Source organism: Acinetobacter sp. WCHA45 (assembly GCF_002165255.2).
In the GTDB taxonomy this organism is placed as follows: Bacteria; Pseudomonadota; Gammaproteobacteria; order Pseudomonadales; family Moraxellaceae; genus Acinetobacter.
Genome location: NZ_CP028561.1, coordinates 599336 through 612926 on the forward strand (window position 1 = coordinate 599336; position 13591 = coordinate 612926).

Genomic DNA, 13591 nt, shown 5'->3' on the forward strand with positions numbered 1-13591 from the left:
AGGAGAGTGTAATGCAACTGGTGTATATGTACATGGATTCTCCTGTGGGTGCATTAAAACTGGTTGCTCATGATCATGCACTGGTCGCCGTGATGTGGGACAATGAAGATCATAAACGAGTTCGACTGGCTGAACTGATAGAAGATCATCAACATCCGATGTTACTTCGAGTTAAAAAACAATTAGAACAGTATTTTGCAGGGCAACGTCAGCAATTTGATTTACCTTTGGACTTTCAAGGGACAGATTTTCAACAACAGGTTTGGCAGACTTTATTAACTATTCCATATGGCGAAACACGTAGTTATAAGGAAATAGCCGTTCAGATTGGTAATGAAAAAGCAGTGCGTGCTGTTGGGGCAGCCAATGGTAGAAACCCAATTTCAATTATTGCGCCATGTCATCGGGTGATTGGTTCGAGTGGGGCATTAGTTGGTTTTGCAGGTGGTTTGGATAAGAAGCAGATTTTACTGAGTTTAGAGCAAAGCCAAATTCCATAATCTGTAGTGTTAATACTCGATTTTCATTTCTTTTTGGAATAAGCTACTTAACAGATATGAATCGACATATTTTAGGACTTGAACCGTAACTCAGTTATTCGCGAGGCGGTGTCTTGCTTAGTGTAATTCAATATTAGGAATACCCTTCGGTTCGAGTTACTTTGGTTTCGCCCAAAGTAACCAAAGGCATTGTCATCTACAAAACCTGTTCACTTGTTGCATTTGTTTTATCTATCGCAGAAACGGGATATTACAAATACCACTCAGGTTGTAGATGACCTTTCCGAGTCTCATATATAGGGTATGTATTCATTTTCTTTTTCATAACAAATTGAATGGAAGTTTAAAAATGGCTGTTGGTGACGTAACTATGCCACTTATGCATGTGGTGCAGGGTGTAAAAATTGGCTCAACTGAGGCGTATGTCCGTTATCCAAACCGACGCGATCTGGTCATTTTTGAATTTGCTGAAGGCTCAAACGTTGCAGGGGTGTTTACCCAAAGCGCTTTTGCTGCTGCGCCTGTTCAATTGAGTAAAAAGCATTTAGCAGAAAATACACCACGTTACTTGATTATCAACACAGGCAATGCCAATGCTGCAACAGGCACAGTCGGTTATAAAAATGCAGAAGCTACTTGTGCCAAGTTGGCTGAGTTAGCAGGCGTGCAAACCAATCAGATTTTACCGTTTTCAACGGGTGTGATTGGTGAGCAATTACCAATTGAACGTTTAGTGCAAGGTATTCAACCTGCATTAAATGATTTAAATGCCGATCGTTGGGCGGATGCTGCATCAGGTATTATGACCACAGATACCACACCAAAAGGTGCATCTGAGCAGTTTGAACTGGACGGCGTAACTTATACGATGACGGGGATTAGTAAAGGTGCAGGCATGATTCGTCCAAATATGGCGACCATGCTTAGCTTTGTGGCAACCGATGCGCCGATTAGCCGTGAAATGGTACAGCGGTTACTGCAAACCACGGTTGAGCATTCGTTTAACCGTATTACCATTGATGGTGATACCTCAACCAATGATTCTTGTATTTTTGTGGCAACTGGATTAGCAGGTGGTGTTGAGATTCAGAGCCAAGAGGATGCACGTTATCAACAGGTTCTTGATGTGCTGGCGCGTATTATGAACCGTTTAGCGCAATTGATTGTGCGTGATGGTGAAGGTGCGACCAAATTCATTACTGTTCAGGTTGATGGTGGAGAAAATACTCAAGAATGTTGTGATGTTGCCTATAGCGTTGCTGAGTCGCCGTTAATTAAAACAGCTTTATTCGCTTCAGATCCAAACTGGGGGCGAATTGTGATGGCGATTGGTAAGGCAGGTGTACCCAACCTAGATAGTAGTAAAGTACAAGTTTGGTTAGGTGATGTACAGATTTGCTTAGATGGTGGTGCAAACCCAGATTATACTGAAGAAGCAGGTGCAGCCGTCATGGCTGAAAAGGAAATTAGCATTCGTATTGACCTCGGTCGTGGTACAGCTAAAGACACGGTGTATACCTGTGACTTTTCTTATGACTATGTCAAAATTAATGCCGATTATCGTTCATAAATTTGCGTTATAATAAAGCCTCCACAGGGAGGCTTTTTTTATAAGCTGGTATGTGGATAGTGTGCTATTAACTAAATGCTCACCAAGATACCCACGTTATAAGTTTGCAGCGATGCAAGCACGCAGGATAGAGAAGACGCTTTATGAATGATGCGAATTTAATTGCGAACGAAGCCAAAAATATTGTGCAGGCGCATTTAGATCGTTTGGGCGAGCCAAAGGACAATAGTCTTAGCCCAGAAGTGAAACAAGAAAAGTTTGCCCAAATTGCAGCTGAGTTGAAAAAGCGAAATGCAGTGCTTGTGGCTCACTATTACTGTGATCCTGAAGTACAAGAGCTTGCTGAACTGACAGGGGGCTGTGTTTCTGATTCATTGGAAATGGCACGTTTTGGTCGTGATCATCCTGCAACAACCCTTGTGGTGGCAGGCGTAAAGTTTATGGGTGAAACCTCTAAAATCTTATCACCAGAAAAAACAGTGTTGATGCCAACTTTGGAAGCCACTTGTTCACTGGATTTGGGTTGTCCTGTAGATGAGTTTTCAGCGTTCTGTGATCAGCATCCTGATCATACCGTGGTGGTGTATGCCAATACCTCGGCGGCTGTAAAAGCACGTGCCGATTGGGTGGTGACTTCAAGTTGTGCGGTTGAGATCATTGAACATTTAGATAGTTTGGGCGAAAAAATTATTTGGGCACCTGACCAACATTTAGGTCGCTATATCCAGAAGAAAACTGGTGCAGATATGCTGCTTTGGGATGGTGCCTGTATCGTGCATGAAGAATTTCGTGCCCGTGGTATCGCGCAAATGAAAGCACTTTATCCCGATGCGGCGGTTTTGGTACATCCTGAATCACCTGAATCAGTAGTGGATATTGCTGATGCGGTGGGGAGCACCTCGCAACTGATTAAAGCAGCTCAGACCTTGCCACATAAACAAATGATCGTGGCAACGGATCGCGGTATTTTCTATAAAATGCAACAAGCAGCGCCTGATAAAGAATTATTTGAAGCACCAACCGCAGGTGAGGGGGCAACTTGTCGTTCATGCGCACATTGTCCGTGGATGGCGATGAATGAACTGGATGGAATCTTGCATGTATTACAACATGCCGATCAAGAAATACACGTTGATCCTGCTCTTGCTGAACGCGCGAAATTACCCTTAGATCGAATGTTGAACTTTAGTGCTTCTTTGAAACGCTAAAACGTCTAAAAATGCTTGTTAAATATACATTTGATAAGGATTTATTCTTTTTTTGAAAAATAGGTGTTGACGTTCTAGGGCGTCGCGCCTAGAATGCACACCGTACCGCACGATGTGCGATACGCTAAAAGCTGAAAAGAAATCGGAGCATAGCACAGCCTGGTAGTGCACCTGGTTTGGGACCAGGGGGTCGTAGGTTCGAATCCTACTGCTCCGACCATTTAAAATATGTTGAAAAACATAGTTTTAAATATCGGCGAAGTATCGTGATAGTATTATCATCGTTATGCGCCTGTAGCTCAGTTGGATAGAGCATCCGCCTTCTAAGCGGATGGTCACAGGTTCGAATCCTGTCAGGCGCGCCATTTGGCAGCTTGGTATGTAGAATCAAAGTTTTGATGGTGGATGTAGCTCAGTTGGTAGAGCCCCGGATTGTGATTCCGGTTGTCGCGGGTTCGAATCCCGTCATTCACCCCAATTTCGGAGCATAGCACAGCCTGGTAGTGCACCTGGTTTGGGACCAGGGGGTCGTAGGTTCGAATCCTACTGCTCCGACCATCATCTTTAAGATGAGATAAAAACCGCTAAGTTAGCGGTTTTTTTACGTCTGAATTAATTGATTATGTTATTAATATAATATTTATAACGTATTAGATTTATTATTTTAAACTTCAAAAACTATAAGTGATTGGGAAGAGATGCTTTTCTATTTTATTTTTATCATTATTATTTTAGCTGTTCTTACTTATTTGAAATCGCCCCATTTTAAAGGAAAGATAGGTGAACTCATGGTTGCCGTACATGTCGATAAAGCATTAGGCGATGAGTATAGAACAGCATGACTATGAGTTAGTTGTATCTGGCAGTCAGTGATATTGATCACACGAAGACAAAAGCGGCTTCCCCGCAAACAAATGGTATATGTGAGCGTTTCCATAAGACGATTTTGCAGGAGTTCTATCAAATTACGTTTAGGACGAAGCTTTATAGCTCATTGGAAGAATTACAAGTTGATCTAGACGATTGGCTGAAATTCTATAATACTGAACGGACTCATCAAGGAAAAATGTGCTGTGGTCGTACACCACTTGAAACTTTACTTGATGGAAAACGGATTTGGGCTGAGAAGAATTTAGCTCAAATTTAACCTGACAGGCACAATAAAAAATGGGTAACTGTCAGATCAGGTTTGAGCTAGTACAGAATAACAAGCACTTGAATTAGAAAAACAATTACAGAAAGTCGGTGTAGTAACGCAATCAAGATATTTTGATCACAAAACTAATCTTACAGGACACGAATATCAATTTCTATTGGGCACTAAACCTGCTCAACTGACTTTGCAGGATACACTTCAGTTTATGGTTACATATAGAAAAAATGATTTGATCAAGAACACAAAAAACATAAATGTTAGGGTTTATAGCGCACCATATTTTTGCCATGTTTCATCCGTTTCATAGTTTGCATAATGGCTTTTCAGTTCATGCAGTGATTGGCTTTGGTAGATTGCGAAAACGATCATGATCAAAAACAGGCTGATCAACTTAATGGCGCGTTTATGTTTATATTCACCCTCATATAAATAGAAAATACAGTAAAAAGCGATGATCAAATAGGTGCAAAATAAAGAGTGAAAGCCCAGATAGAGCAACAGTAGTGCTGTAATCGCCAGAGCAATTCGATTTTTTAAGATGTTGGGGCGCAAGCTGAGTACGTTCAGAATCAACAGACCCAAAGAAGTCCAAAACAGATAGGCTTGATCCCCGATAATGACAATATAGGTCGACTGTAGCCACAACAGCACTAGCCATACAAAAACGGAAAAAATAATAAATTTGGAGGGGTCTGAAGATTCGGGCAAAGTGTGTTTCATATGATATTGGTTTTTTAAATAGCTGTTTGTTTGGGGGATTAAAAATGAAACTTCAATAAATCTTTGGTTTTGATCTTGGTCAGTAGTACACAGAACAAAGACAGTGAACCGCCAATCAACATAGCGGGCACCACGCTAAAAAAGCGTGTCATCACACTGGACTGCAATGCACCCAGTTCATTACTCGAGGTGACAAAGATGCCATTAATGGCAGCGACACGTCCAAGCATGTCCTTGGGTGGAATCAGTTGTAGAATCGTTTGACGGATAATTATGTTAATGCTGTCACATGCCCCCATAATAATGAGAACTGCGATCTAAAAATAGAGGTGTCTGGTAACAGCAAATAACAAGGTGCATAGTGCAAAGCCAGTGACGGCAATCAGCATGATCTGCCACGGTCTGGATTTGGGCGGGTAACGCACCAAGATCAGCATCATGACCAAGCCACCAAATGCAGGCGCAGCGCGTAATAGACCAAAACCATCGGCACCGACATGCAAAATATCTTGGGCAAAAATGGGCAGTAGCGCGATGATGCCGCCAAAGAAAACAGAGCCGAGATCGAGAAACATCGCCCAAAAAATAATTTTGGTTTTAAAAATAAATTGTAGTGCGTCTTTTAGACTTTGAGTTACCGATTCTGTTTGGATTTGAGGAAAATCTCGTTTTTGCAAACACCAGAGGTCAATACTGCCACTTAAAAAAAGTGCCACGATGACGCTAAAAGTAATATCCAAATCCAGATGCGCCAGTAGAAAACCGCCAACCACGGGTGCAAGTATGCCGCAAGCTTGCCAGCACATGCTGGTCCATGTTGCTGCATTAGTATACAAATGTTCGGGTACGACAAAAGGACGTAAAGAATTAAAGCAGGGACTGTATATGCCGCGAATACAGCCAAATAAAAATAAAATACTCAAGGATGAGATTAATAATAAATTTACACTGATGGTTTGGGTGTGGAAAAGATCAAAACTGATCCACAAAGCAATCGATAAGGGGATGGCAAAGCTAAAACTGATTTGTAAAATACGCTGCCGATTAAAACGATCAGCAATATAACCACCCCATAAAGACAGCACCAGAAAAGGTAAAAAATCCATGATCCCGAGTAAACCTAGGAAAAGTGGATTTTTGGTGATTTGATACAGATGAAAGGCAATTAGCACCTCTTGAATCAGCACCGCAAAAGTCAGGCAGCATTGATTGAGAGTCAATAACTTAAAGTCACGACTGGCAAATGCAGCAAAAGCAGAGTGGGGTACAGCAGAAGGCATAGTATAAAAATAAAAGACAAAATGAGAAAAAGGGAAGAGCCAAAACTCCTCCCTTTTTGATGTACTTAGCGTTACTTATTGAGCAACAGCTTCAGCTTTTTCTACTTTCTTAGCAGGAACTAAGTTTGCTGGAGTCGTATAATTCAAGCCCAAAGTTGCACTTGAGTATTGACGGATTTGATCTAACAACGCTGGATCTGTTGAAAGGTCTTTACCATAAGAACGTACGATCTCATGCAATTTGTCATTCCATACACCTTTAGTCTGCTCAGGGAATGCTTTTTCAAGCAAGTTAAGCATGATGTAAGGTGATGTAGATGCACCCGGAGAAGCACCTAACAATGCAGTTACAGACTTGTCTTTAGATGCAAAGATTTCTGTACCGAATTGCAATTTAGCAGGTTTGCCTGGCTCTTTTTTGATGATCTGAACGCGTTGACCACCTTGTTGTAAATGCCAGTCTTTAGGATCAGCTTCAGGGTAGTATTTTTTCAACTCGTTGAAACGATCTGCATCAGACATTAACACTTGGCTTACCAGATACTGAACAAGATCAGCATTTTGTAGACCAATTGCAGCCATAGGCAAGACGTTGTTTTTGTTGGTCGATGCAAGCAAATCAAGCTGTGAACCATGTTTTAGGAACTTGTTTGAATAGGTTGCAAATGGGCCAAACAACACATATTTTTTACCGTCGATATAACGGGTATCGATATGTGGAACAGACATTGGAGGCGCACCCAGATCAGCACGACCATAGACCTTGGCTGTGTGTTTTGCTGTTACCGCAGGATTGTCAGTCACAAGGAACTCACCACCCACAGGGAAACCTGCATATTGTTGCGCTTCTGGTAAACCAGTCATTTGCAATAATTTAATTGCAGCACCGCCAGCACCAATAAACACAAAACGTGTTTTTACATGACTGACTTCACCAGATTTGACATCTTTGAATGCAACAGACCAAGTATTATCGTCATTCTTACTAATCCCAGTGACTTCAGTCGAAGTTCTGAGTTTAAAGTTTGGACTTTTCTCGAGATTGTTAATCAATTGCTTGGTGATTGCACCGTAGTTCACGTCAGAACCAACGTCCATACGAGTTGCAGCCACTTTTTGCTGAGGATCACGACCGTCCATCACCAATGGTGCCCACTGCTGAATTTCGGCTTTGTCCTCACTCAATTTCATGCCAGCGAATAATGGATTTTGAATCATGGCAGCATAACGCTTTTCCATGAAGTTCACGTTATCGCCCCATACGAATGCAATGTGTGGTACTGGGTTAATGAATGTACTTGGTGTTTCTAATACACCTTGTTTCACTTGATAAGCCCAGAATTGCTTAGCAATTTCGAATTGGCTTGCCACTTTAACCGCTTTAGAAATGTCCATTTTACCGTCTTTTTCTTCGGTATAGTTCATTTCCATAAAGCCAGAGTGTCCTGTACCCGCATTGTTAAAGCCATTTGAACTTTCTTGTGCGACTGCATCAAGACGTTCATACATGCGGATGTTCCAGTCAGGTTGTAACTCGTTGAGGTAAGTACCAAGTGTGGCACTCATGATTCCACCGCCGACCAATACAGCATCAACAACAGTTTCATCATTTTTCGTTTTAATTGCCTTAGACGTAATTGGTCTAAAAAGAAAGGCAATAGCAATCACTATTAGTACCAGTAATAGTACTAATAAATACTTCCAGAATTTTTTCATTCAATTTACCTTAAAAATTAAATGACTCCCTATATCGGTAATATAGAGAGAAAGGATTTCAATAAGAATTGGCGCAATCAAGGCACATCAGTAAAAGGGTTGTCTTGACTGATGTTTGGAGAAAAAGTTTGTGAATTCTACTTTAAAATAGAAAGGATTTTGGTATACCAAATGTTGCAATATGTATTATTCAAGTCATTTTGAATGGTAGATTATAGGTCTTATTGTTTCTTGTTCTAGTCAATCTAAGTTTTGTAGCTTAAAGGGACATTTGATATTTATTACCATTAAAAAAGGCTGTCTAATGACAGCCTTTTTCCACTCGGTAAATGACCTTACCAGCTTAACGCACCACCAGTTTGGTAATCCGTAACACGCGTTTCAAAGAAATTCTTCTCTTTACGCAAGTCCATCATCTCAGACATCCATGCAAATGGGTTTGTTACACCAGCGAATTGCTCTGGTAAACCAAGTTGCGATAAACGACGGTTACAGATGAATTTCAAGTATTCTTCCATCATGCTTGCATTCATACCCAATACACCACGTGGCATCGTATCACGTGCGTATTCGATCTCAAGCATGGTACCTTCAAGAATCATTTGAATGACTTCTTGTTGGAATTCGGCAGTCCAAAGGTGAGGGTTCTCAATCTTGATTTGGTTGATCATATCAATACCAAAGTTCAAGTGCATAGATTCATCACGTAGGATGTATTGGAACTGTTCAGCAACACCGTTCATCTTATTACGACGGCCCATACTCAAGATTTGAGTGAAGCCACAGTAGAAGAAGATTCCTTCAAGTACACAGTAGAATGCGATCAAGTTACGAAGTAAGCGTTGGTCGTTTTCCGGTGTTCCTGTATGGAAATTAGGATCAGTTAATGACTGTGTATATTTCAAGCCCCATGATGCTTTACGTGCAACACTTGGAATCTCTCGGTACATGTTAAAGACTTCGCCTTCATCCATACCTAAAGATTCAATACAGTATTGATACGCATGTGTATGAATCGCTTCTTCAAATGCTTGACGCAAAATGTATTGGCGGCATTCAGGGTTTGTAATATGGCGATAGATTGCTAATACCAAGTTGTTTGCAACCAACGAATCTGCAGTTGAGAAGAAACCTAAAGAACGCATGACAATGGTACGCTCATCTTCTGTTAAGCCATTTTCAGACTTCCAAAGCGCGATGTCATGGTTCATGTTCACTTCTTGCGGCATCCAGTGGTTTGCACACCCGTCAAGATATTTTTGCCAAGCCCACTCGTATTTAAATGGAACAAGTTGGTTTAAGTCTGCACGACAGTTGATCATCGCTTTATCATCAACTTGTACGCGCTGTGCACCCATTTCAAGCTCTTCTAAGCCTGGTGCAACATCAAGGTTTTCTAGGGCTTGAGATGCTCGAGCCAACGAATCGGTTGGATTTGTTGATCGGATGGTACTGGTTCCAGTGGGTTGTGCAACTGCCACGCGCGGCGATGGTTGCTCTGAATCAGATACCACTTGCGTATTAAGCGTTTTTTGCGAGTCGAGGGACGCAGACTTGTGTTCAGGTGCAGTCGGTTTTTGCGTATCATCTTCAAAATCGTCCCAGCTAAGGATAGACATATTTAATCTCACTCTAATCTTAATTTATTTATGTGACAGTTTTAAACACTAAAACATAGATCAGGCACAGCAATACCATCACTCCAACTGCTAATCCCAACATGTTTTTTAAATGTTTAAGATTGACTGGAGAGGGAAGTGAGTTGGGGGTTAATAATTTGCCTGTTTCATCATAAACAGCCACAGCCCTTGCGCCACTCGCTAACCCTAATTCCTGCAATGCCCGTATTTCGATCTGTGTTAAACCAAACTCCATTCGCTCCATTGCTTGAATAAACATATAAGGAGCTAAATACTTAAAACCGCCACCACCACGTTTGAGTAACTGCGTTAATGTAGTTTCAGCGATACTAAAATCAGCTAATAACGAACGTGGATGTGAAAACTGTGCACATTCAGTTAGATATTCTGTAGAAGATGGATAATGAAGTACTATCCGATCGACATAAATCTGTACTAAAACAGCAGGAGCATTAGCATATCGTTCTAAATCAGTTTGAAGCATAGTTCTACTTCCCAATAAAGCACTTTATTGATCTTGCTTACGCTGTTGTTTCCGAATGGCTAAAAATGCATAGACCATTGGTACATAAAAGAAAATAAAGGCAAAGATTAAAACAGCTAGTCCTAACATATAGTTATGGCTAATATTGAACATAATCTTTGCCTCTTTCCTTTAAATCTTAAATAAACCCTACTTTATTTAAGAAGGGTTTCTCCAAGATCTAATTACTGACAAGCTTCACAATCTGGATTGTCGATTGAACAAGCCATTGGTACAGGTGCTGCTGTAGTGAAACCATCTTCTTCAACTTGAGCTTCTGGTTTCTTCTCTTCAACCGCTTGAGCTGCAACGACAGGAGCCTCAACTGATGCTGGTTTAACTGCGTTCAATGCACCCGTATTGATTGTTGATTTCTCAGCAGAAGTCGCACCCAAAGCACGGAGGTAATAAGTCGTCTTAAGACCACGTAACCATGCCATCTTATACGTGATGTCCAGTTTCTTACCATTCGCGCCAGCGATGTAAAGGTTCAATGACTGTGCTTGATCGATCCACTTTTGACGACGAGATGCAGCATCTACGATCCAACGTGTATCCACTTCAAACGCAGTTGCGAAGATTGCTTTTAATTCTTCAGGAATACGTGCAATCTTTTGTACTGAACCTTCGAAGTGTTTCAGGTCATTCACCATCACAGTGTCCCACAGACCACGTTCTTTTAATGCACGAACAAGGTAAGGGTTGATTACAGTGAATTCACCAGAGAGGTTAGATTTCACATACAAGTTCTGGAATGTTGGCTCAATTGATTGAGACACGCCACAAATGTTAGAGATCGTTGCAGTCGGTGCAATCGCCATCACATTCGAGTTACGCATACCGTCTTTTTGAACTTTGGCACGTAAGCTATCCCAATCTAAACGTTGTGTACGATCAACTTCGAACATACGCTCTGGACGAGATTTCGCAACAATTTCTAAAGAGTCGATTGGCAAGATACCTTGATCCCACAATGAACCTTTAAATGTTTCGTAAGTACCACGCTCAACCGCCAAGTTACTCGACGTTTCGATTGCGTAATAGCTGATTACTTCCATTGATTCATCAGCAAAATCGACTGCTGCATCTGAACCATAAGCAATGCCCATTTCATAAAGTGCATCTTGGAAGCCCATGATACCCATACCCACAGGGCGGTGTTTCAGGTTCGAGTTCTTCGCTTGTGGTACTGCGTAATAGTTGATGTCGATGACGTTATCGAGCATACGTACTGCAGTTTTAATGGTACGAGCAAGTTTCTCACGGTCTAACACACCACCTTGAACGTGTTGCACAAGGTTGATTGAACCCAAGTTACACACCGCAATTTCATCTTGGTTAGTATTGAGGGTAATTTCAGTACATAAGTTAGATGAGTGCACTACGCCAACGTGTTGTTGTGGTGAACGTAAGTTACATACGTCTTTGAATGTGATCCACGGATGACCTGTTTCGAATAACATCGAAAGCATTTTGCGCCATAAGTCTTTTGCACGGACTTTCTTATGCAGCATGTTTTCTTGTTTTGCTACAGCTTCGTAGTGTGCATAACGCTCAGCAAATTCAGCGCCTGTTAAGTCATGCAAGTCTGGTGTTTCAGAAGGTGTGAATAGTGTCCATTCAGCATCTTCAAATACACGTTGCATAAATAAATCAGGAACCCAGTTTGCTGTGTTCATGTCATGTGTACGGCGACGATCATCACCTGTGTTTTTACGTAGCTCTAGGAATTCTTCAACATCCAAGTGCCAAGTTTCGAGGTATGCACAAACTGCACCTTTACGCTTACCACCTTGGTTTACCGCAACAGCCGTATCGTTGGCAACTTTCAGGAATGGAACAACACCTTGAGACTTACCGTTTGTGCCTTTGATATACGAGTTCAAAGCACGCACAGGTGTCCAGTCATTACCTAAACCACCCGCCCATTTAGAAAGCATTGCGTTGTCACGCATTGCACCATAAATGTCATATAGGTCATCACCAATTGTTGTTAAATAACAGCTTGATAGTTGTGGGCGTAATGTACCTGAGTTAAATAGCGTTGGCGTAGATGCCATGTAATCGAAGCTAGATAATAAGTTATAGAACTCGATTGCACGCTCTTCTTTATTTTCTTCATTGAGTGCGAGACCCATTGAAACACGCATAAAGAATAATTGCGGTAATTCAAAACGTACGCCATTTGAATGAATGAAGTAACGATCAAATAAAGTTTGTAGGCCTAGATAGGTAAATTGATTTGAGCGTTCTGGTTGGATCGCTGCTGCCAATTTTGCAAGATCGAAGTTAAGAAGATCAGCAGAAAGAAGATCAAGCTCGATCCCTTTCTTCAAGAAAGTTTCTAAAGCATCATTTTCCAATGTGTCTGTAGATAGACCTAAGAACTCTAAACCTGTGCTCACTAGCTCATTACGTAATAAGCGTGCAGTTACATACGTATAGTTTGGCTCTTGCTCGATACGAGTACGTGTTGCCATCATCATAGTCGTTGCGATGTCGCTTTCTTTTACACCGTTGTATAAGTTTTTAACGGTCTCATCGACGATCGCTTGAACATCAATCCCTTCCAAACCTTCACTTGCTGTTTCGATTGTCGCTGTAAGTGCACCGAGGTCTAATGGTTGGAGCTGTCCATGAGCATCAGTGATTTGAAGGGTAGGATGATGGTTCGCACCTGCTTGCTGACGAGCAGTGGCACGTTGTTCACGATAAATAACGTAGGCACGTGCAACTTTTTGCTCGCCTGTACGCATCAGTGCTAATTCAACTTGGTCTTGAATTTCTTCGATATGAATCGTACCGCCAGAAGGTAAACGACGATTAAACGTATTGAGTACCATCTCTGTTAATTGAGTGATACGGTCATGGATGCGACTAGAGTCAGCACCTTGTTGACCTTCAACAGCTAAAAAGGCTTTCCCGATCGCAACAGAAATCTTCTCGGCATTAAAAGACGCGATTTCACCAGTGCGCTTAATTACCTGAATTTGACCAGGAGTAGAAGTGATGATGCTCATGTCAGCATAGCTCCATTATCATCTATTTTTATGTTCATAGACCGTTTGAATCGAGCAAAATGTATGCCACGATGTTTGAGGGATAAACACAATACTTAGTGGTTAAAGTTTATTTTCAACACAAGATACGGGATTTTTTACAGCAGATCAATCCTTGACATTTTGGTAATTTTTTTTTCATGTCTTAACTGCTGAATTCACAGGCACATAGCATAACAAAGCCATTAAAAAAGGCTTATAGATAATTCTGTGGATAAG

The 13591-nt window shown here is 41.4% G+C and carries 9 protein-coding genes, 4 tRNA genes and 2 pseudogenes; 8 read left to right on the forward strand and 7 right to left on the reverse strand.

Annotated features, from left to right (window positions below; all coding sequences use genetic code 11):
• The first annotated feature begins 11 nt into the window (after positions 1-11).
• The 8 genes and pseudogenes from CDG55_RS04215 to CDG55_RS04250 all read left to right on the forward strand — a co-directional run.
• Positions 12-500, forward strand: coding sequence for a methylated-DNA--[protein]-cysteine S-methyltransferase (locus tag CDG55_RS04215; RefSeq protein ID WP_087536813.1), 489 nt, complete (start codon positions 12-14; stop codon positions 498-500).
• Between the two features lie 349 nt (positions 501-849).
• Complete coding sequence (gene argJ / locus CDG55_RS04220) at positions 850-2070, forward strand: bifunctional glutamate N-acetyltransferase/amino-acid acetyltransferase ArgJ (RefSeq protein WP_005158682.1); 1221 nt, start codon at positions 850-852, stop codon at positions 2068-2070.
• 143 nt (positions 2071-2213) lie between these two features.
• A complete protein-coding gene (nadA, locus tag CDG55_RS04225) occupies positions 2214-3278 on the forward strand; it encodes a quinolinate synthase NadA (protein ID WP_087536814.1) in 1065 nt (354 codons plus the stop codon).
• Between the two features lie 143 nt (positions 3279-3421).
• A tRNA-Pro gene (locus CDG55_RS04230) sits at positions 3422-3498 on the forward strand.
• Positions 3499-3566: 68 nt separating this feature from the next.
• Positions 3567-3643, forward strand: a tRNA-Arg gene (locus CDG55_RS04235).
• 36 nt (positions 3644-3679) lie between these two features.
• Positions 3680-3755, forward strand: a tRNA-His gene (locus CDG55_RS04240).
• A 4-nt stretch (positions 3756-3759) separates the two neighbouring features.
• Positions 3760-3836, forward strand: a tRNA-Pro gene (locus CDG55_RS04245).
• Positions 3837-4131: 295 nt separating this feature from the next.
• Positions 4132-4425: pseudogene (locus tag CDG55_RS04250) on the forward strand (integrase core domain-containing protein); the annotation flags it as partial.
• 273 nt (positions 4426-4698) lie between these two features.
• Here the strand turns inward: CDG55_RS04250 and CDG55_RS04260 are convergent.
• From CDG55_RS04260 to CDG55_RS04290, 7 genes and pseudogenes are all read right to left on the reverse strand, one after another.
• The gene (locus tag CDG55_RS04260; RefSeq protein WP_087536815.1) at positions 4699-5154 is read right to left on the reverse strand and encodes a hypothetical protein; all 456 of its coding nucleotides are present in this window, start codon (positions 5152-5154) and stop codon (positions 4699-4701) included.
• A gap of 38 nt (positions 5155-5192) precedes the next feature.
• Positions 5193-6434, reverse strand: a pseudogene (locus tag CDG55_RS04265) (MFS transporter).
• A gap of 75 nt (positions 6435-6509) precedes the next feature.
• Positions 6510-8150 carry a malate dehydrogenase (quinone) gene (mqo, locus tag CDG55_RS04270; protein WP_087536816.1) on the reverse strand — a complete coding sequence of 547 codons (1641 nt, stop codon included), beginning with the start codon at positions 8148-8150 and terminating at the stop codon, positions 6510-6512.
• Positions 8151-8485: 335 nt separating this feature from the next.
• The gene (locus tag CDG55_RS04275) at positions 8486-9769 is read right to left on the reverse strand and encodes a ribonucleotide-diphosphate reductase subunit beta (RefSeq protein WP_087536817.1); all 1284 of its coding nucleotides are present in this window, start codon (positions 9767-9769) and stop codon (positions 8486-8488) included.
• A 28-nt stretch (positions 9770-9797) separates the two neighbouring features.
• Complete coding sequence (locus CDG55_RS04280) at positions 9798-10274, reverse strand: hypothetical protein (protein WP_087536818.1); 477 nt, start codon at positions 10272-10274, stop codon at positions 9798-9800.
• Between the two features lie 24 nt (positions 10275-10298).
• On the reverse strand, positions 10299-10427 hold the full coding sequence (locus CDG55_RS04285) for a hypothetical protein (protein WP_005158656.1): 129 nt from the start codon (positions 10425-10427) through the stop codon (positions 10299-10301).
• Between the two features lie 71 nt (positions 10428-10498).
• Positions 10499-13333, reverse strand: a complete 2835-nt coding sequence (locus CDG55_RS04290; protein WP_087536819.1) for a ribonucleoside-diphosphate reductase subunit alpha — start codon at positions 13331-13333, stop codon at positions 10499-10501.
• Positions 13334-13591 lie beyond the last annotated feature (258 nt).

Coding starts and splice junctions, on each gene's coding strand:
- CDG55_RS04215 (WP_087536813.1), top strand. CDS start 12: ATGCAACTGGTGTATATGTACATGGATTCTCCTGTGGGTGCATTAAAA.
- argJ (WP_005158682.1), top strand. CDS start 850: ATGGCTGTTGGTGACGTAACTATGCCACTTATGCATGTGGTGCAGGGT.
- nadA (WP_087536814.1), top strand. CDS start 2,214: ATGAATGATGCGAATTTAATTGCGAACGAAGCCAAAAATATTGTGCAG.
- CDG55_RS04260 (WP_087536815.1), bottom strand. CDS start 5,154: ATGAAACACACTTTGCCCGAATCTTCAGACCCCTCCAAATTTATTATT.
- mqo (WP_087536816.1), bottom strand. CDS start 8,150: ATGAAAAAATTCTGGAAGTATTTATTAGTACTATTACTGGTACTAATA.
- CDG55_RS04275 (WP_087536817.1), bottom strand. CDS start 9,769: ATGTCTATCCTTAGCTGGGACGATTTTGAAGATGATACGCAAAAACCG.
- CDG55_RS04280 (WP_087536818.1), bottom strand. CDS start 10,274: ATGCTTCAAACTGATTTAGAACGATATGCTAATGCTCCTGCTGTTTTA.
- CDG55_RS04285 (WP_005158656.1), bottom strand. CDS start 10,427: ATGTTCAATATTAGCCATAACTATATGTTAGGACTAGCTGTTTTAATC.
- CDG55_RS04290 (WP_087536819.1), bottom strand. CDS start 13,333: ATGAGCATCATCACTTCTACTCCTGGTCAAATTCAGGTAATTAAGCGC.